Origin of the sequence: Klebsiella sp. C239 (assembly GCF_048822715.1) — a bacterium.
Classification (GTDB): Bacteria; Pseudomonadota; Gammaproteobacteria; order Enterobacterales; family Enterobacteriaceae; genus Klebsiella; species Klebsiella quasipneumoniae.
Genome location: NZ_JBMEZK010000004.1, coordinates 130,583 through 148,315, shown reverse-complemented (window position 1 = coordinate 148,315; position 17,733 = coordinate 130,583). Strand labels below are relative to the sequence as shown.

General features: G+C 57.7%; 18 protein-coding genes and 1 pseudogene. 8 read left to right on the top strand and 11 right to left on the bottom strand.

What is annotated here, in order from left to right; translation table 11 throughout:
• Nucleotides 1-32 precede the first annotated feature (32 nt).
• The 4 genes from ACOI6Z_RS13000 to ACOI6Z_RS12985 all read right to left on the bottom strand — a co-directional run bounded on the left by ACOI6Z_RS13000 (nt 33) and on the right by ACOI6Z_RS12985 (nt 4,375).
• Complete coding sequence (locus ACOI6Z_RS13000; RefSeq protein ID WP_420687404.1) at nt 33-890, bottom strand: DmsC/YnfH family molybdoenzyme membrane anchor subunit; 858 nt, start codon at nt 888-890, stop codon at nt 33-35.
• A gap of 1 nt (nt 891) precedes the next feature.
• Nucleotides 892-1,509, bottom strand: a complete 618-nt coding sequence (locus tag ACOI6Z_RS12995) for a DMSO/selenate family reductase complex B subunit (RefSeq protein WP_065812484.1) — start codon at nt 1,507-1,509, stop codon at nt 892-894.
• Nucleotides 1,510-1,519: 10 nt separating this feature from the next.
• Nucleotides 1,520-3,955: a selenate/tellurate reductase subunit YnfE gene (ynfE, locus tag ACOI6Z_RS12990; RefSeq protein WP_065812485.1), complete on the bottom strand. Its 2,436-nt coding sequence runs from the start codon at nt 3,953-3,955 to the stop codon at nt 1,520-1,522.
• Between the two features lie 150 nt (nt 3,956-4,105).
• On the bottom strand, nt 4,106-4,375 hold the full coding sequence (locus tag ACOI6Z_RS12985) for a DUF1161 domain-containing protein (protein ID WP_004206039.1): 270 nt from the start codon (nt 4,373-4,375) through the stop codon (nt 4,106-4,108).
• A gap of 101 nt (nt 4,376-4,476) precedes the next feature.
• On the opposite strand from ACOI6Z_RS12985, the gene ACOI6Z_RS12980 reads away from it, so the two are divergent.
• The gene (locus ACOI6Z_RS12980; RefSeq protein WP_023289554.1) at nt 4,477-5,187 is read left to right on the top strand and encodes a YnfC family lipoprotein; all 711 of its coding nucleotides are present in this window, start codon (nt 4,477-4,479) and stop codon (nt 5,185-5,187) included.
• On the opposite strand, the gene speG is transcribed toward ACOI6Z_RS12980, so the two are convergent.
• Together speG and ACOI6Z_RS12970 are read right to left on the bottom strand one after the other, a co-directional pair.
• Nucleotides 5,181-5,741: a spermidine N1-acetyltransferase gene (gene speG / locus ACOI6Z_RS12975; RefSeq protein WP_004206037.1), complete on the bottom strand. Its 561-nt coding sequence runs from the start codon at nt 5,739-5,741 to the stop codon at nt 5,181-5,183. The two genes, ACOI6Z_RS12980 and speG, sit on opposite strands and share 7 nt — an antisense overlap.
• Before the next feature lie 66 nt (nt 5,742-5,807).
• Nucleotides 5,808-6,149 (bottom strand): DUF1283 family protein, encoded by a 342-nt coding sequence (locus ACOI6Z_RS12970; RefSeq protein WP_004206035.1) that lies wholly within the window; start codon nt 6,147-6,149, stop codon nt 5,808-5,810.
• Nucleotides 6,150-6,257: 108 nt separating this feature from the next.
• Between ACOI6Z_RS12970 and ACOI6Z_RS12965 the strand changes: the two genes are divergently transcribed.
• The 4 genes and pseudogenes from ACOI6Z_RS12965 (at nt 6,258) to ACOI6Z_RS12950 (ending at nt 10,451) form a co-directional block, all read left to right on the top strand.
• Nucleotides 6,258-6,620 (top strand): YnfA family protein, encoded by a 363-nt coding sequence (locus ACOI6Z_RS12965; protein ID WP_072140454.1) that lies wholly within the window; start codon nt 6,258-6,260, stop codon nt 6,618-6,620.
• A 114-nt stretch (nt 6,621-6,734) separates the two neighbouring features.
• Nucleotides 6,735-8,018: pseudogene (locus tag ACOI6Z_RS12960) on the top strand (MFS transporter).
• Nucleotides 8,019-8,287: 269 nt separating this feature from the next.
• Nucleotides 8,288-9,751: a mannitol dehydrogenase family protein gene (locus ACOI6Z_RS12955; RefSeq protein ID WP_420687403.1), complete on the top strand. Its 1,464-nt coding sequence runs from the start codon at nt 8,288-8,290 to the stop codon at nt 9,749-9,751.
• Between the two features lie 268 nt (nt 9,752-10,019).
• Nucleotides 10,020-10,451, top strand: coding sequence for a universal stress protein (locus ACOI6Z_RS12950; RefSeq protein ID WP_048334875.1), 432 nt, complete (start codon nt 10,020-10,022; stop codon nt 10,449-10,451).
• Nucleotides 10,452-10,502: 51 nt separating this feature from the next.
• On the opposite strand, the gene ACOI6Z_RS12945 is transcribed toward ACOI6Z_RS12950, so the two are convergent.
• The gene (locus tag ACOI6Z_RS12945) at nt 10,503-11,189 is read right to left on the bottom strand and encodes a GntR family transcriptional regulator (RefSeq protein WP_004206025.1); all 687 of its coding nucleotides are present in this window, start codon (nt 11,187-11,189) and stop codon (nt 10,503-10,505) included.
• Nucleotides 11,190-11,280: 91 nt separating this feature from the next.
• Entirely contained in the window at nt 11,281-12,030 is a 750-nt protein-coding gene (gene ydfG, locus ACOI6Z_RS12940; protein WP_420687402.1) for a bifunctional NADP-dependent 3-hydroxy acid dehydrogenase/3-hydroxypropionate dehydrogenase YdfG, read from the bottom strand.
• 130 nt (nt 12,031-12,160) lie between these two features.
• Here ydfG and dcp point away from each other — a divergent pair, with 130 nt between their 5' ends.
• Entirely contained in the window at nt 12,161-14,206 is a 2,046-nt protein-coding gene (gene dcp / locus ACOI6Z_RS12935) for a peptidyl-dipeptidase Dcp (RefSeq protein WP_420687401.1), read from the top strand.
• A 53-nt stretch (nt 14,207-14,259) separates the two neighbouring features.
• On the opposite strand, the gene ACOI6Z_RS12930 is transcribed toward dcp, so the two are convergent.
• Nucleotides 14,260-14,424 (bottom strand): hypothetical protein, encoded by a 165-nt coding sequence (locus ACOI6Z_RS12930; protein WP_158238024.1) that lies wholly within the window; start codon nt 14,422-14,424, stop codon nt 14,260-14,262.
• Between the two features lie 30 nt (nt 14,425-14,454).
• On the opposite strand from ACOI6Z_RS12930, the gene ACOI6Z_RS12925 reads away from it, so the two are divergent.
• Nucleotides 14,455-15,057 (top strand): LysE family translocator, encoded by a 603-nt coding sequence (locus ACOI6Z_RS12925; RefSeq protein ID WP_044522826.1) that lies wholly within the window; start codon nt 14,455-14,457, stop codon nt 15,055-15,057.
• Here ACOI6Z_RS12925 and ACOI6Z_RS12920 read toward each other — a convergent pair.
• Nucleotides 15,052-15,945, bottom strand: a complete 894-nt coding sequence (locus tag ACOI6Z_RS12920) for a LysR family transcriptional regulator (RefSeq protein WP_101866253.1) — start codon at nt 15,943-15,945, stop codon at nt 15,052-15,054. The genes ACOI6Z_RS12925 and ACOI6Z_RS12920 overlap by 6 nt on opposite strands.
• Nucleotides 15,946-16,151: 206 nt before the next feature.
• Here ACOI6Z_RS12920 and ACOI6Z_RS12915 point away from each other — a divergent pair, with 206 nt between their 5' ends.
• The gene (locus ACOI6Z_RS12915; protein ID WP_420687400.1) at nt 16,152-16,688 is read left to right on the top strand and encodes a GNAT family N-acetyltransferase; all 537 of its coding nucleotides are present in this window, start codon (nt 16,152-16,154) and stop codon (nt 16,686-16,688) included.
• 79 nt (nt 16,689-16,767) lie between these two features.
• Here ACOI6Z_RS12915 and ACOI6Z_RS12910 read toward each other — a convergent pair whose 3' ends face one another.
• Nucleotides 16,768-17,439: an SOS response-associated peptidase gene (locus tag ACOI6Z_RS12910; RefSeq protein ID WP_049014034.1), complete on the bottom strand. Its 672-nt coding sequence runs from the start codon at nt 17,437-17,439 to the stop codon at nt 16,768-16,770.
• Nucleotides 17,440-17,733: the final 294 nt, after the last annotated feature.

Here is a 17,733-nt window from a genome sequence, read left to right as displayed (position 1 = left end):
CTTTCTGCGGCGCGCGCCGGCGCGCCGTCTCATTAACGGGCAACCGCCATACCGACGGTCATATGGAGCCCATAAAACAGGCCGCGGCCAATACATTCCGCGATCAGGACCAGCAACAGACCGGCCAACAGCCCCGCAGCGCGCGGCGGCTGACGGCGGATCAGCGGACACAGCCAGCAGCCAAGTCCCAGCGCCAGCAGGATCAGACGTAAGGCCTGCAGTCTGCCGTAATCCGGCAGCAGGGTGGCCGCCTGCTGAACGGCGCTGTCAATGGCGCCGAGCCCGGCGCTTTGCATCACGATAATCGCGGCGCTGATGACCAGCGCGGCCACGCTCAGCCCGGCAATAAACCAGACGTTAACGTCGACTTTCGCCATTCGCAGCAGCAGGGCGGCGAACAGCGGCCCGCTGAGGAGTACCGTCAGGAAGAAGGCGCTGGTGGTGTAGCCAGTGTACCATGTCGGCACGGTATCGATTTGATAAACCCAGGTCATCGCCAGCACAAACACCAGCCCCAACAGCAGGGCGATCGCCAGCCAGACTTTCCCCAGCGCCGCCGGCATTTTTTCCAGCACGGCCAGCAGCCACCAGAATCCGCCCACGACGAAAAACAAGGCGCCGCTGGCGATTTCGTTGCTCAGCGCCGAGGCTCCGACGCGGTTCAGCGAATTAAACGCCCGCAGCGGCGAACCGAGATGCATCACTGAGGCGAGAAAACCGATCCCCATCAGCAGCCAGATAAAAAACATGCTGCGCACCAGCCGCTGCCGCGCTTCGCGCTGGTCCGCCAGCGCCAGCCAGACCAGACCGCTGACGAGGGTCGCGCCGACCACGCATTGCCCCAGTACCGTAAACAGCACCAGCGGCCATTCCTGCCATCCGCTTCCCATCTCACACCTCCTTCGGATTTGCCAGATAACCGGTGGTATCGCCACACGGCCGGGCGTTGCGGTTAGGTTTGATCGCGATGCTCGGCTGAGTAAAGTGCGTGGAGGGCAGCGGGGCCACCGCCGCCAGCTGGCCGTGCTTAGCGCGCAGTTCGGCAATGGGGCCGAAATCGAGCGCCCGCAGCGGGCAGGACTCGACGCAGATCGGCTTTTTCCCCTCGGCGACGCGCTGATAACAGCCGTCGCACTTGGTCATATGGCCTTTGTCGGCGTTGTATTGCGGCGCGCCGTACGGGCAGGCCATATGACAGTAGCGGCAGCCGATGCACACCTCTTCATCCACCACCACAAAACCGTCTTCGCGCTTGTGCATCGCTCCGCTCGGGCAGACCTTGGTGCAGGCCGGATCGGCGCAGTGGTTACAGGCGATGGAGAGGTAATAGGCGAACACGTTCTGCTGCCAGATGCCGTTGTCCTCCTGCCAGTCGCCGCCGGCGTACTCATAGATGCGACGGAAGCTGACCTCCGGAGTCAGGTTCTTATAGTCCTTACAGGCCAGCTCGCAGGTTTTGCACCCGGTACAGCGAGCGGAGTCGATAAAGAATCCATATTGCGTGCTCATGGTTTACTCCTTAAACCTTCTCGATGTCGACCAGGTTGGTATGCTGCGGATTCCCTTTCGCCAGCGGCGACGGGCGATGGGTGGTCAGGGTATTCATACAGGCGCCATGGTCAACCCGGTCCCCGGCCATATTGGCGTCGTGCCACGCGCCCTGGCCCATCGCCGACACGCCCGGCATGATGCGTGGCGTCACCTTCGCCGGCAGCCGGACTTCGCCGCGCTGGTTGAACACCCGCACCAGATCGCCGTTTTTAATCCCGCGTTTTGCCGCGTCCAGCGGGTTGATCCACACTTCCTGACGGCAGGCGGCCTGCAGCACGTCCACGTTGCCGTAGCTGGAATGGGTGCGCGCCTTATAATGAAATCCAAACAGCTGCAGCGGATACTGGCTGCGCAGCGGATCGTCCCAGCCTTCAAATGTGGAGGCATAGACCGGCAGCGGGCTGATGACTTCGTCCTTCTCCAGCTGCCAGCGGGCGGCAATTTCGGCGAGCCGGCTGGAGTAGATCTCAATTTTGCCGGACGGGGTTTTGAGCGGATGCGCTTCAGGATCGCGGCGGAAGTCGCGATAGGCGACGAAGTGGCCGTTCGGGTCCTTGCGCTTGTAGATGCCCATTCGCTTCAGCTCATCGTAGGCCGGCAGCGCCGGATCTTTCGCCACCATTTTGGCGTACAGATGCTGCAGCCACTGCGCCTGAGTGCGTCCCTCGGTAAAACGCTGGTAGACATCGTCGCCGAGCCGTTTCGCCACTTCGCTTAAGATCCAGTAAATCGGTTTGCGTTCAAACTTCGCCGAGGTGGCGGGCTGGATGAAAATCAGATAGCCCATATTGCCGGCGTAATCGTTGGGAATAATATCTTCCTGCTCAACGGTCATCAGGTCGGGCAGCAGCAGGTCGGCGTATTTCGCCGACGAGGTCATAAAGTTGTCGATGACCACGATGGTTTCGCACTTGCTTTCGTCCAGCAGGATCTCGTGGGTCTTATTGATGTCGGAGTGCTGGTTGATGAGGGTATTGCCCGCGTAGTTCCACAGGAACTTGATCGGCACATCCAGCTTCTCTTTGCCGCGCACGCCGTCGCGGGTGGCGGTCATCTCCGGGCCTCGAGCGATGGCGTCGGTCCAGGTGAAGCAGGAGATGGCGGTTTTCACCGGGTTTTCCAGCACCGGCAGACGCTCGATGGTGATGGTGTAGGTCGATTCGCGGGCGCCGCTGTTGCCGCCGTTGATGCCGACGTTGCCGGTTAAGATCGGCAGCATGGCGATCGCCCGGGCGGAGAGTTCGCCGTTGGCCTGGCGCTGCGGCCCCCAGCCCTGGCAGATGTAGGCCGGTTTGCTCATGCCGATGTCGCGCGCCAGCTTAATGATGCGATCGGCGGGGATGCCGGTGATACGCGAAGCCCACTGCGGCGTTTTGGCGACGCCGTCGTCGCCCTCGCCGAGGATATAGGCTTTATAGTGGCCATTCTCAGGCGCCCCGGCCGGCAGCGTCTTATCATCGTAGCCGACGCAGTATTTATCAAGGAACGGCTGATCCACCAGATTTTCGTTAATCAACACCCAGGCGATACCGGCGACCAGCGCGGCGTCTGTGCCGGGGCGAATGGGGATCCACTCATCTTCGCGACCGGCGGCGGTATCGGTGTAGCGCGGATCGATAACGATCATCCGCGCGTTGGAGCGCTCGCGGGCCTGTTCCAGATACCAGGTAATGCCGCCGCCGCTCATACGGGTTTCCGCCGGGTTGTTGCCGAACATCACCACCAGCTTACTGTTTTCAATATCCGAGGTGCTGTTGCCGTCGTTACTGCCGTAGGTGTAGGGCATGGCGCAGGCGATCTGCGCGGTGCTGTAGGTACCGTACTGGTTAAGCGAGCCGCCGTAGCAGTTCATCAGCCGCGCCACCGGCGAAGCGGAAGGCGAGGAGCGGGTCATGTTCCCGCCGACGATTCCTGATGAGTAGTTAATGTACACGGCTTCGTTGCCATATTGCGCGACGACGCGTTTCAGACGGTCAGCAAGGGTATCCAGCGCTTCCTGCCAGCTGATACGCTCAAATTTGCCTTCTCCGCGTTTGCCGACACGCTTCATAGGATAGTTAAGGCGATCCGGGTGGTTGATGCGCCGGCGAATCGAACGCCCGCGCAGGCAGGCGCGGACCTGATGATCGCCGTAGCGGTCGTCGCCGGTGTTATCCGTTTCCACGTAGACCACTTCATCATCACGCACGTGCAGCCGCAGGGCGCAGCGGCTGCCGCAGTTGACCGAACAGGCGCCCCAGACAATCCGGGTGTTGTCGCCGGCAGCCTGCTGTACCGCCGCCGCGGCGTTGCGCAGCGTAAAGGGCAGGGGAAGCCCGCCGGCGGCCAGCGCCAGAGAACCGAGGGCTGTGGATTTAAGTAGCGCGCGTCGGGTGACGCCGCCGGAAGATTCCTGATTCGACATTGCTCACTCCATGATAGTTATGCTGGGCGGAGAAGGGCCGCCGCGTCTTTAACAGACGCCGGGGTGAGCGATAATACGTTATGGGTCGCCGGCAGATCTTATCCCTGGTCAATGCAGGGATAAGATCTTTCGTTTGAAAGCGAGGCGGGCTTACTGAGCGTCGTTTTCGGCGGGACTGTCGCTGTTACGGGTGTAGGTGATTTTGAAGGTGTCGTTGGCGCAATGACCCACCACCTGAGCGCCGGGCTGGTCCGCCTGGTCGTTTGGCACGATGGCCAGACTGAAGGCCGTTTCCGGTACGCCATTGTTAATGATCTTCTGTTGAATATCATTTTTGACCCGTTCACAGGAGTCGGGGGCCGCCAGCACGGTCGTGGAGCACAGCAGCAGCGCGGCGCCTGTCCAGAGGGATAGTTTCATCTTACGCTCCTTATCGATGGTATCCAGATTTAAGCATAGCAGAACTGGTGTAAACAATTGTATTTGCTAATATGATTGGATGTACACAAAAGGAATCATCTGTGAAAAGACTGTATTGGCTAATCCCGACCGCGCTGCTGCTGACGGCGTGCGACCGCGAAAGCGCCCCGGAAGCCTTCACCCCGGAGATGGCGAGTTTTTCCAATGAGTTTGAGTTCGATCCGCTGCGCGGTCCGGTGAAGGATTTTAGCCAGACGTTACTGGACGAACACGATGTGGTGGTCAAGAAGGTGAGCGCGCAGCTGTCAAAAGAGGGATGTTTCGATCTGCTGACGCTGGAGGATGTGGAGAATAACACCGGCGCCACGCTGCTGCTGGACGCCAACTATTACGTCGATGGCCGCACCCATGAAAAGCGGCTGCGTCTGCAGGGGAAATGTCAGCTGGCGGAGATGCCCGCCACCGGCGTGAGCTGGGAAACGGATGATAACGGCTTTATTATCAGCGCCCGCGGCAAAGAGACTACCGCCACCTACCGTTACGACAGCGATGGCTATCCGCTGGGGAAAACCACCACCGCCAAAGAGGAGCGATTTACCGTCGCCTCCACGCCGTCGAAGGATCCGCGCAAGAAAATGGACTATACCGCCATCAGCACCTTCAACGACCGCACGCTGGGCACGGTGCGCCAGACCTGCGACTACGATCGCCATGACAATCCGCTGAGCTGTGAGCTGCAGGTGATCGATGAAAGCGTCCAGCCGCCGCTGACCCGTCACTACACGATTAAAAACCGCATTGATTATTACTGAGCCGTCGGCTTCAGCAGAGACGGGCCCGGCGTTTTGTGTTCCGCCAGATACTGATGCTGGAACAGACACATGCGGATGGTGTTGCGGTACTCGCCGTTAATGAAAAACTCATGGATCAGTTCACCCTCGACCATAAAGCCGAGCTTGCGGTAAATATGGATCGCTTTTTCATTCTCTTTATCCACAATCAGATAAAGCTTATACAGATTGAGCACGGTAAAGCCATAGTCCATCGCCAGCCGCGCGGCGCGGGTGGCGAGGCCTTTTCCCTGGAAGTCGGGTGAGATGATGATCTGAAATTCGGCCCGGCGGTGCACATGGTTGATTTCCACCAGCTCCACCAGTCCGGCTTTATCGCCATTGCATTCGATCACAAAGCGACGCTCGCTTTGATCGTGAATATGCTTGTCGTACAGATCGGAAAGCTCAACGAAGGCTTCATAGGGCTCTTCAAACCAGTAGCGCATCACGCTGGCGTTGTTGTCGAGCTGGTGAACAAAGCGCAAATCTTCGCGCTCAAGGGGGCGGAGTCTGACGTGTAGCGCGTCGGTCATGGGAATTCCTGTGGTCAAAGCGGAAAAGAGGGGACTGAAAGGCGGCGCCCGCAGGCGCCAGCGTGCTCAGGGATTGATCGCCCGGCCGGTGCGGCGGTCAAGGCAGCGCAGGGTGTTTGGTTCCCAGTAGGCATTGACGTTGGCGCTCTTCTGGCAGTTATCCTGCGCGTCAAAGGCGACATCGGTTTTGTCCCACTCTTTTTCCGCCCGTTTGTTCACCTTCTGGCGCAGGCTGCGGGTGTCGTTCCATTGCTCTTTTTCCATCGACGCCTGCTGACGGCTTTGCGCGCTGTCGCCGGACTCAATCACCAGCCGGTCGGTGGCCGCGAACGAGCTGGAGGTATAGACGACGGCGCTTAACGCCAGAATGGCGGTCAGGCACCAGCGTTTGTTCAGTGTCATGTTCATCACGATTTCCTTTAAGTGATGGGTTAACCCTCAGGTTAAGTTTACTACAGCTATTTTGCCGGGCATAGCCGACAAAACAGCGTAGGGAAAGGGCTATTATCGCGTAGAATAGTTCAACGCTTTGTCTCTTTTACGAATCTTTTAATGCTCAAAACAACGCTGCTGTTCTTTGCCACCGCCCTGTGTGAAATCGTCGGCTGCTATCTGCCGTGGCTATGGTTAAAGCGCGGGGCCACGCCGCTGCTGCTGATCCCCGCCGGCCTGGCTCTGGGGCTGTTTGTCTGGCTCCTGACGCTCCATCCGACCGCCAGCGGGCGGGTATATGCCGCCTACGGTGGCGTCTACGTTTGTACCGCATTGCTCTGGCTGCGGGTCGTTGATGGGGTCAAATTAACCCATTATGACTGGGCGGGCGCGGCCATCGCCCTGTGCGGCATGCTGATCATCGTGGCGGGCTGGGGACGAGCGTAAACCCGTCTTGTGTGATCCCTGCCACTTTTTTAAACCCTAATTCTTGTATGGTAGTCGACCTGTTGCCTTACTTATCAGACATCATATTGGGTTATGACTCTGTAAGGAATCACGATGGCTATTGAGACATTTGCCCCACAGGCGGGCGCGACGCCGCTGCGCATCCGTCGGGTGCAGAAGATCACCCTGACGCTGCTGTTTATCGCCGGGATCGTTAACTTTCTTGACCGCTCTTCCCTGAGCGTCGCCGGGGAGGCGATACGCGCCGATCTGGGTCTGAGCGCCACCGAGTTCGGGGTGCTGCTCTCCGCTTTTTCGCTCTCCTATGGCTTCGCGCAACTGCCCTCGGGCATTTTGCTGGATCGCCTCGGACCGCGGGTTGTGCTGGGCGCCGGGCTGATATTCTGGTCTGCGATGCAGGCCCTGACCGGGATGGTCAATTCATTCTCGCATTTTATTCTGCTGCGCATTGGCCTCGGGATCGGTGAAGCGCCGTTTATGCCCGCCGGCGTGAAATCGATCAACGACTGGTATGCGCAAAGAGAGCGCGGCACGGCGGTGGGGATATTTAACTCCTCGACGGTGCTGGGGCAAGCCATTGCCCCTCCGGCCCTGGTCATCATGCAGCTGGCCTGGGGCTGGCGGACAATGTTTGTGGTGATTGGTTTGGCCGGTATTCTGGTCGGCCTGTGCTGGTATGTGGGATACCGTAACCGGCGGCAATTTACCCTCTAGGAGGAGGAGCAACGCTATCTGGCCAGCGAGGAGGCGGCCCGGCCGGCGCTGAAACTGAGCGAATGGCTGGCGCTGTTTAAACGGCGTACCACCTGGGGGATGATCCTCGGCTTCTCCGGGGTGAACTATACCGGCTGGCTGTATATCGCCTGGCTGCCCGGCTATTTGCAGGCTCAGCAGGGGTTAAGCCTGGCCCGCACCGGCTGGGTGGCGGCGATCCCGTTCCTCGCCGCGGCGGTGGGGATGTGGGTCAATGGTCTGGTGGTCGACGCCCTGGCGCGCAGAGGCTACGATCTGGCGAAAACCCGCAAAACGGCGATCGTTGCCGGTCTGGTGCTGTCGGCGCTGGGAACGTTGCTGGTGGTGCAATCGTCCACGCCGACCCAGGCGGTGGCGTTTATCTCCATGGCGCTGTTCTGCGTCCATTTCGCTGGCACCTCGGCCTGGGGATTGGTACAGGTGCTGGTGGCAGAGCATAAAGTGGCGTCGGTGGCGGCGATCCAGAACTTTGGCAGCTTTGTGTTTGCCTCCTTCGCGCCGATAGTCACCGGCTGGGTCGTGGATACCACCCATTCTTTCAATCTGGCGTTGGTGATCGCCGCCGGGGTGACCTTCGCCGGGGCGCTGTGCTACTTCTTTATCGTCAAAACCCGCATCGATTAACCGACCAGGAAGCAACAGGCCCGCAGGGAGGCGCGGCCTGTGCCATGCTCCATCTTCTCTTACCGCTTCGCGGCGGATTTTCTCCTGCCATCCCAGAGATTTTGTGATCGCTCGCCAGCGACCACAACCCGGTAAAAGCTTCTTGTATGGTAGTTGACAGAAATCAAAGATGTTATACCAATTGCGTGAGATGGTTGAGGCACAAAGGCATTCTCCTCGAGAGTTCTCCCAGAGAATGGTTGATGAGCCACATAACAACGAGAGTCATCATGGAAAACACCCTCTTAACCGCTAACGCCATACAGCCGGACTACGATCGCCGCGCGCTGGTCCCCCGTATCGTCCATCTGGGTTTTGGCGCGTTCCACCGCGCCCATCAGGCGGTCTACGCCGATATACTGGCCAGCGAGCACGGCAGCGACTGGGGCTACACTGAAGTCAACCTGATTGGCGGCGAGCAGCAGATCGCCGATCTCCGGCAGCAGGATCTGCTGTACACCGTGGCAGAAATGTCCGCCGACGCGTGGACCGCGCGCGTGGTCGGGGTGGTGAAGCAGGCGCTGCACGCCCAGGTCGATGGTCTCGAGGCCGTGCTTTCGGCGATGTGTGAGCCACAGGTGGCCATTGTCTCCCTGACCATTACCGAGAAAGGCTATTGCCATTCGCCAGCCAGTGGCGAACTGCAGCTCGATCACCCGCTGATCGCCGCCGATCTCGCTAACCCGCGCCAGCCGAAATCGGCAGTGGGCGTGGTGGTGGCGGCCTTAGCGCGTCGCCGGGAGGCAGGGCTGTCGGCCTTTACCGTGATGTCCTGCGATAACATGCCGGAAAACGGTCATGTGATGCGCAACGTCGTCTGCGCCTACGCCCGGGCGCTGGACGCGGACCTCGCCGCATGGATAGAACAGAATGTCACCTTTCCGTCGACCATGGTGGACCGTATTGTCCCGGCGGTGACGGCGGAAACCCTCGATAAAATTGAACAGCTGACCGGCGTGCGCGACCCGGCTGGCGTGGCCTGCGAGCCTTTCCGCCAGTGGGTGATTGAGGATAACTTTGTCGCCGGACGTCCACAGTGGGAGAAAGCGGGGGCGGAGCTGGTCGCCGATGTGGTGCCTTTCGAAGAGATGAAGCTGAGGATGCTCAACGGCAGCCATTCGTTCCTCGCCTATCTCGGCTATCTGGCCGGTTATCAGCATATCAACGACTGTATGCAGGATGACAACTACCGCCGCGCGGCGCTGGCGCTGATGCTGGACGAGCAGGCTCCGACCTTGAAAGTGCAGGGGGTGGATCTGTCACACTATGCCAGTCTGCTGATTGACCGCTACTGCAATCCGGCGCTCAAACACCGTACCTGGCAGATTGCCATGGACGGTAGCCAGAAGCTGCCGCAGCGCATGCTGGACTCGGTACGCTGGCACCTGGCGCACCAGCATGACTTCACGCTGCTGGCGCTGGGCGTGGCGGGCTGGATGCGCTATGTCGGCGGTGTTGACGACGCCGGCCAGGCGATCGAAATTTGCGATCCGCTGCTGCCGGTGATCAAGGAGGCGGTAGCCGCCAGCGCCGATGGCGAAGCGCGCGTCAAAGCGCTGTTGGGCATTGAGGCCATCTTCGGCCGTGAGCTGCCGCAGGAAGCGCGGTTCGTCTCGGCGGTGATCCGCGCCTATGTTGCGCTGCAGCGTCAGGGGGCCAAAGCCACCGTTGCCGCATGGGCTGAGGCGCAATAATCGTTTATTCCCGGTGTCGGTCATGGGGTCGACACCGGCTCTTCTGCTGTTTCCGCATGGTTCCGCTGATATTTCATTTTTTGCTGTCGATCGCTTTTAGCAGACTAAAAATATGATCGAACGCAATGTCCTTACATAACTCTATATTTCCCTGATTTACTAAAGATAATTAGCTGTTATTTTTCCGAATAAAGGCTGGTCATTCACCGCAAAAATGGCATAGTTAAGTTATTGAAATATCACTTTCTCTGGAAAAGGAGTGCGGGCCATGTATAAAAAGATTTTATTGCCTGTTGATGTTTTTGAAATGGATTTAAGCGATAAGGCAGTGCGTCACGCGGAATTTCTCGCGTCGGCGGAAAATGGCGAAATCACCTTGCTCAACGTTCTGCCGAACAGCAGCCGTTCGTTATTACGCGGGTTTACGGCGGATATTCGTAAATTCGAAGCCTATATGCAGGAAGAGTCGGAGAAAAAGATGCGCGAGGTGGCGCGACTGTTCGACATACCGATGTCGCGGATCCATACCCGGGTCGTCTTTGGTAACGTGCGCGATGAAATTCTGGCTATCAGTAACAACGAAGCGTTCGATGTGATAGTGATTGGCTCCCGCAAACCGGGGATCTCCACCCATCTGCTGGGCTCCAACGCCGAATCCATTTTGCGCTACGCCAAAACGCCGGTGCTGGTGGTCAGATAATCCTTTCCATTACGACGGCTGCGTCTGCCTTATTTCGCAGCCGTCTGATCCTTACTCTTCGCTAAACCAGTCGCGATTCTCCTGGCGGATCAACAGCACGGATTCGCTGATTTCATGCAAATGAATACTCATGGCTTTCTCGACCGCCTCGGCGTCGCGTTTTTCCAGCGCGGTGAAAATTTCATGATGCTGGCGCAGCAGCATCTCCGGGGAGGAGACATGGTCGAGGCTCATGTAGCGCACGCGGTCAATAGCGGCTTTGATGTTTTCCACCGTATCCCAGGCCAGCTGACAATCGGCAATAACTGACAACTTCTGGTGAAATTCATCATCAAGCAGGAAAAAGTCGTTTAACTGCTGACGGTCGACGGCAATACGCTGCTGATGAAGATTCTGCTCCAGCTGATAGACTTGCTCATCGTTAATCATGCCAGCGGCACGGCGGACCACCGCGCATTCAATCGCCTGGCGGACAAAGCAACCATTGCGCACCTGAGACAGGGAAATTTTGTTGACGTAGCTGCCGCGCTGGGGACGGATCTGGATAAGTCCATTCTCCGCCAGCTTAATAAAGGCCTCGCGCACCGGCTGACGAGATACCGCAAAACGCACGGAGACTTCTTTCTCCGACAGCGGCGTGCCAGGCGGGATCAGGCAGTGAACGATATCCCGGCGGAGGATGCGATAAATTTGCTGATTGACGGGTTGCGTCGGATTCAGTTGCGATTCTGCGGCCATTGATGGTTACTTTTTATGGGGTTATGCGCACTATTTTACGCGTTTTTTGCGGTTCCGCCCATACCCGGCCAGCAGGCCGGGTGGCTGACGGTTAGCCCTGGCGATGAACGCTGAGTCCGGCAAAGCTCTGGCTCACCGGCATCATCTCCAGGGTGTTGATGTTGACGTGTTTCGGCAGGGTGGCCACCCACCAGACCGCCTCGGTCACACCTTCCGGCGTCAGGGCTTCGGTGTTCTCGTAGGTTTTACCGGCTTTGGCGTCATCGCCTTTAAAGCGGACGTTCGAGAACTCGGTGCCGCCCACCAGACCCGGCTCGATGTCGGTGACGCGCACCGCGGTGCCGTGCAGGTCGGTGCGAAGATTGAGGCTGAACTGACGGACGAAGGCTTTGGTCGCCCCATAGACGTTACCGCCGGCGTAAGGCCAGCAGCCCGCCGTGGAGCCGATGTTGATGATGTGGCCGCGATTGCGCGCCACCATGCCCGGCAGGACGGCGCGGGTCATGTACACCAGCCCTTTATTATTGGTGTCGATCATATCTTCCCAGTCTTCCACGCTGGCGCGGTGCGCCGGCTCCAGACCGAGCGCCAGACCCGCGTTGTTCACCAGCACATCGATTGCCTGCCACTCGGCGGGCAGGTCGGCAATCAGCGTCTCAATAGCGGCGCGGTTGCGAACGTCCAGTTGCGCGATATAAAGATTATCGCCCAGCTCGTCTTTCAGCGTCTTCAGGCGCTCTTCGCGACGTCCGGTCGCAATCACTTTATGACCGTTAGCGACAAAACGGCGAGTAATACTTTCACCAAAACCGGCAGTGGCGCCGGTGACCATGATAATCATCTTACTGTTCCTCAACGCTTTTTGTGTTTTCATACCATAGCACGCACAGGCGGCGACCGGTAACGGAAATCATTGCGACCCATTAAGGAGAAGCCTAATCTTACAGGATAAGCCTGTACAGGAGAGAAAGATGTCCGAACAAAACCCCTTTTTTAGCGTCAGTCTGTTGCCTTACCAGGCGCCGCGGTTTGATCTGATTGAAGACAGTCACTATCGGCCGGCGTTTGATGAGGGCGTCCGGCAGCAGCGCGAGGAGATCCGCGCCATTATCGACAATCCGCAGCCTGCCAGTTTCGCCAACACGCTCGAGGCGCTGGAGCAGAGCGGACAGCTGCTGGCGCGGGTGACGCGGGTCTTTTTCGCCATGGCCAGCGCCCATACCAACCCTTATCTGCAATCACTGGATGAACAATTTTCCGCCGAGCTCGCCGGGCTGGGGAATGACATCTGGCTCAACGAGGCTTTATTCCAGCGGGTGAACAGCGTCTACGAGCAGCGCGAGACGCTCTCGCTTGACGGCGAATCCCGGCGTCTTCTGACCCTGACATGGCAACGCTTTGTTCACGCCGGGGCAACGCTGGCCCCGGCGCAGAAGGCGGTGCTGCGCGCCCTGAACACCGAAGCGGCCACTTTGCAAAGTCAGTTCCAGCAGCGGCTGCTGGGGGCGGCGAAAAGCGGTGGCCTGGTGGTCGATGACCGGCATCAACTGGATGGCCTGACCGATGAGGAGATAGCGGCTGCGGCCGACGCGGCGCGCGAAAAAGGGCTCGGCGATCGCTGGCTGCTGACGCTGACCAACACCACCCAGCAGCCGCAGCTGCTTGCGCTGCGCGACCGGCAAACGCGGGAGAATCTCTTCGCCGCCGGCTGGACGCGCAATCAACAGGGCGATGAGCATGATACCCGTAGTCTGGTGCTGCGGCTGGCGGCGATCCGCGCGCAGCAGGCGGAACTGCTGGGGGCGACAAATTACGCCAGCTGGGCGCTGACCGATCAAATGGCGGCTTCTCCGGCGGAGGCATTGGGCTTTATGCGTCAGATTGCGCCGGCGGCGCGGGCGAGGGCGGAACGTGAGCTGGCGGACATCCAGCAGGTGATCAACAACGAAGGCGGGGAGTTTCGCGCGCAGGCATGGGACTGGCTCTATTACAGCGAGCAGGTGCGGCGGGCTGCCTATGCCATTGATGACGCACAGCTCAAACCCTATTTTGCCCTCGAGCGCGTGCTGCAGGACGGCGTCTTCTGGACGGCATCGCAGCTCTTTGGGCTCCGCTTCGTGGAACGCTTTGACATCCCGGTGTACCACCCGGATGTGCGGGTTTGGGAGATCTTCGACCACAATGGCGAAGGGATGGCGCTGTTTTACGGTGATTATTTCGCGCGCGATTCAAAGAGCGGCGGCGCCTGGATGGACGTGTTTGTCGAACAGTCGACCCTGCGGGAGCAGCGCCCGGTTATCTACAACGTCTGCAATTATGCCCGGCCGCAGAGCGGACAGAGCGCGCTGTTGTCATGGGATGAGGTGATCACCCTGTTCCATGAGTTTGGCCACGCCCTGCACGGGCTGTTCGCCAGCCAGCGCTATGCCAGTCTCTCCGGGACCAATACCCCGCGGGATTTTGTCGAGTTTCCGTCGCAAATCTTCGAACACTGGGCCAGCCATCCGCAGGTATTCGCCCACTATGCGAAGCACTATCGCTCCGGAGAGCCGATGCCGGAGGCGCTGCGCGACAATATGTTGCGTGCGGCAACCTTCAATAAAGGGTACGACATGAGCGAGCTGCTAGCCGCCGCGCTGCTCGATATGCGCTGGCACACGCTGTCGACCACCGCGTTTCCGGACGAGGTGGATGCATTTGAGCAGAGGGTACTCCGGGAAGAACACCTCGATCTGGCGGCCGTTCCCCCGCGCTATCGCAGCAGCTACTTCTCCCATATCTTCGGCGGCGGCTATGCGGCAGGCTATTACGCCTATCTGTGGACCCAGATGCTGGCCGACGACGGCTATCAGTGGTTCGTGGAGCAGGGCGGTTTGACCCGTGAGAACGGTCAGCGCTTCCGCGAGGCGATTTTATCTCGCGGCAATAGCGCTGATTTAGCTGAACTGTATCGCCAGTGGCGCGGACACGATCCAAAGATTGAGCCGATGCTGAAAAATCGCGGGTTGAGCGCATAGGCCATCGGGCGGTGAGAAGCGATCGATTGGGTGTTTTCCTTATCAGGCGCTTTTCACTGGCCATGCTTTGATCGCAGGGGATTGCGCCAGGCGCCGGTCAGAAGAAATAGCGCGAAAATAATCAAATACACATTTAGATAAAAGCCACTTAATCCCGTTGCGATATCGAGGTAGTCTTTCAATAACGTCATGCAGGTGGTAATAAAACCACCTGCCACGATATCTCTCCCTGGAAAACGGATAAATAAATGGTTTTGATCGTTACTATGCTTATGTTTGCGCTGGCCCTGTCATTTTCGCCAGGCCCGGTTAATATGGTTATTATCTCTTCCGGCGCTGCGCATGGATTCAGAAAAACATTTTCTTTCGTCTCGGGCGCCACTATTGGTTTTACATTGTTACTGGTTTTTATTAGTTTTGGACTCTACGCGGCCATCGCAACGCACCCCTGGTTTTTTAGCTATCTGAATATCGTTGGTTCGTTATTTATATTGTTTCAGGGCTATAAAATTGCCACTTCACATCCGGAATGGTCACTGAAAAAAGCACAGGCGCCGGGGTTTGCGCAGGGTTTTTTAATGCAATGGCTCAATCCTAAAGCCTGGGCTGCCTGTGCCTCTGGCGTCGCCTTGTTTTCTGAACCCTCGTCGCGCCTGAGTATATCGCTATTTATTATCATCTACTTTTTTGTCTGCTATCTGTCCCTGGCGGCCTGGGCGATATTCGGTGATAAAATGTCAGCGATTCTCAAAAGCAGAGCACAGATCCGCCTGTTTAATCTGGTGATGGGCGGATTATTGTGCATGACTGCGGGTTACATACTGTATTCGCAGTCTATTACCTATTCATAGCGGCTGATGTTCAATGGCATTATAGATATAATTAATCAGTTTATAGGCCGCGCCGCTAACTGAAATATTGCCAGGCCATAGGGCATACACTTTTAGCGGGGCTAATGACCAGTCAGGAAGTAGTTCCTGCATTTCGCCGCGGCGGATATCCTCTTCGCAGAGAAAACGCGGCGGAGCGGCCAGGCCAATTTGTTGTCTGGCAAGGGCATAGGCGGCCTCAACACTATCGACATACACGCCGGGTGTATACTTTATTATCGCCTGTTCGCCGTTGCGATGTCTGAACTCGCGCACATTCTCCCTCATCGTCAGCCCAATCCACGGCATTGATTCAAGCATAGCGGGATGATTAACGGGGGGATAGCGCAGGAGAAAGCCCTTTGCTGCCACCAGCTTTCGCGGCAGAACAAACAGGTGCCGGGCCTTGAGAGCGCTATCGGGGAGTTCGCCAATGCGAAAGGCGACATCAATACTGTCGGCAATAATGTCCTCGCGCAGGTCACTATAAGAAATGCTCAGAGCAATATCCGGGTTCTCTTTAATGAAATTTGCAAGATGGTGAGTGAATGGGCTGTTTAAAAAAACGGCAGGTATGGAAATACGCAGCTTACCGGCTGTGGATACCGAACGTTGCTTAAACTCAATGACGCCTTTTTCATAAAGCTCGAGCATCGACCTGGCGGTCTCCAGCACACTTTCGCCATCTTGTGTTAGAGAAAGCTTTCGGGTATTTCTGTAGAGCAAAGCGCTGTTAAGGTTTTTCTCAAGCCTGGATAAATGTGCGCTTGCTGTTGCGGTCGACAACCCTAAGGCCGCGGCGCCGCCTGAAACAGAACCGCTCTCGACAATTTTGGCAAAGACTATCAGGTAGCGGATGTCATCGATCATTTACAGTCCTGTGTTCACTCGGTAACGATATGCGTGGCGCCGATAAAAAGGGATCCCGTTTCCGGATTACCATATCCTATTTTTATTGCCGGAAGTATCTGTTTAATCGCGCTTCTCAGGTCCGCTTGAACGAGTCCCAGGCATCCACAACGGCAGGGAAGGTTCGCGAAGCGTCGCGGGCCACCTCACTCGTCAAGGAGATACGTTTGCATATTGAGACCCATCGCTTGCGGCTTCGCCCTGTCATGGCTGAAGATGTCGCCGATCTTTACCGAATTTATGGCGATCCGGCGATCAATACCTTTAACCCCGCAGGACCCTACCCGGATATTGACTATGCCAGTACGGTTCTCCAGCGCTGGCTTGCCCACTGGCACGATCGCGGGTTTGGCAACTGGGCCATATCGGCGCGTGATGCCCCGGAAAAAATTATTGGCTTTGGCGGCTTAAGTATTCGCCGCTATAACGATGTCATCCTCAACAATCTTGGCTATCGATTCGCAACTGAGGCATGGGGAAAAGGGCTGGCCACCGACCTCGCGACCTCGGCGGTAAGATATGGCTTCGAGGCGATCAAACTCACGGAGATTTCAGCGGTGGTGAGGGCGAATCACCTGGCTTCGCGAAAAGTGCTCGAGAAAGCAGGCTTGAGGTTCATCAACGAGATTGCCGATATAGAAAATGCGCCGCCGAGTCTGCTTTATTCGTTGACCTTAAGCGAGTGGTTAAGCCAGTCGGGATAACTCGCGGGGGCTTATTGGCAAGGCTGGATCGCACCGCAGCCGGCGCATCAGGCGGGGGATCGGCCACAGAGTTATGCGCTCACTCTACTGGCTCAATTAACGCTGGCCCCTGATTGTTCACATTGCCGACCGCCCGCGATACCGCGTGCCTGGTGAAATCGTCGGCGGAGACGCTTCCGACCCTGGCAATCTCCGCCGCTTCCGCGCCGGTGAGATCCTGCCTCATCCATTCCCGGGCGGCTTCCGGCGTCAGGACCAGCGGCCGGCGGTCATGTATATCGACAAGACCGCGATCGGCGGCAGCGGTCACCAGCAAAAATCCTTCGGCGCTGTCCCCGCGTTCGAAGGGGGTGCTGCCAATAGCGGCCATAAATATCGGCTGGCCATCCTTCCGCTGGATGAAGTAGGGCTGCTTTTTGTCTCCGACCTTTTTCCATTCAAACCAGCCATCGGCGAAGCAGATCGCCCGCCCGTGCTGCCACAGCGGTTTGAACATCCTGCTGGTGGCAGCGGTTTCAACCCGGGCATTAATCAGCGGTGATTTATCCCACCATCCCGGCGCATAGCCCCAGTGAACGGGATCGAGGTGGAGTTGCTCATTCCTTTCACTCAGGAGTAACACTTTTGCCCCTGGCGCGACGTTATACCGCCCAATGGGCTCCGGGTCCCAGGGGATATCGCGTTCGGCCTCTTCTGCGAGAAACGCCAGGTATGCTTCCCGCGTCTGTGCTTGCGCAAAACGTCCGCACATCGCCACCTCCAGCCAGATGTCTGACTAGAAGTATAGAACAGCAGAAAAAAGGGACGCCTTACCAAAAACCACAATCATTCCACTGGAAGAGGCTATAATTTCAGGCCATCATATTGCCAGACGTCTCTGCAATAACCGTTCGGTGTGGTACCTGGCTTTTTCTCTTTACGAGTAATCTTTATTACCCTAATAACCGGGGCTAGAGAGAAGGCTTCTTCTCTTTTATTACTTTTCAGAATTATCGTATGTGGCTTTACCTTTGTCTGAAATGGTTGGCGTTTAGTTGTGTTCGAA

Coding starts and splice junctions, on each gene's coding strand:
- ACOI6Z_RS12995 (WP_065812484.1), bottom strand. CDS start 1,509: ATGAGCACGCAATATGGATTCTTTATCGACTCCGCTCGCTGTACCGGG.
- speG (WP_004206037.1), bottom strand. CDS start 5,741: ATGACCGACGCGCTACACGTCAGACTCCGCCCCCTTGAGCGCGAAGAT.
- dcp (WP_420687401.1), top strand. CDS start 12,161: ATGTCCGAACAAAACCCCTTTTTTAGCGTCAGTCTGTTGCCTTACCAG.
- ACOI6Z_RS13000 (WP_420687404.1), bottom strand. CDS start 890: ATGGGAAGCGGATGGCAGGAATGGCCGCTGGTGCTGTTTACGGTACTG.
- ACOI6Z_RS12925 (WP_044522826.1), top strand. CDS start 14,455: ATGGTTTTGATCGTTACTATGCTTATGTTTGCGCTGGCCCTGTCATTT.
- ACOI6Z_RS12950 (WP_048334875.1), top strand. CDS start 10,020: ATGTATAAAAAGATTTTATTGCCTGTTGATGTTTTTGAAATGGATTTA.
- ACOI6Z_RS12985 (WP_004206039.1), bottom strand. CDS start 4,375: ATGAAACTATCCCTCTGGACAGGCGCCGCGCTGCTGCTGTGCTCCACG.
- ACOI6Z_RS12920 (WP_101866253.1), bottom strand. CDS start 15,945: ATGATCGATGACATCCGCTACCTGATAGTCTTTGCCAAAATTGTCGAG.
- ACOI6Z_RS12945 (WP_004206025.1), bottom strand. CDS start 11,189: ATGGCCGCAGAATCGCAACTGAATCCGACGCAACCCGTCAATCAGCAA.
- ynfE (WP_065812485.1), bottom strand. CDS start 3,955: ATGTCGAATCAGGAATCTTCCGGCGGCGTCACCCGACGCGCGCTACTT.
- ACOI6Z_RS12955 (WP_420687403.1), top strand. CDS start 8,288: ATGGAAAACACCCTCTTAACCGCTAACGCCATACAGCCGGACTACGAT.
- ACOI6Z_RS12910 (WP_049014034.1), bottom strand. CDS start 17,439: ATGTGCGGACGTTTTGCGCAAGCACAGACGCGGGAAGCATACCTGGCG.
- ydfG (WP_420687402.1), bottom strand. CDS start 12,030: ATGATTATCATGGTCACCGGCGCCACTGCCGGTTTTGGTGAAAGTATT.
- ACOI6Z_RS12970 (WP_004206035.1), bottom strand. CDS start 6,149: ATGAACATGACACTGAACAAACGCTGGTGCCTGACCGCCATTCTGGCG.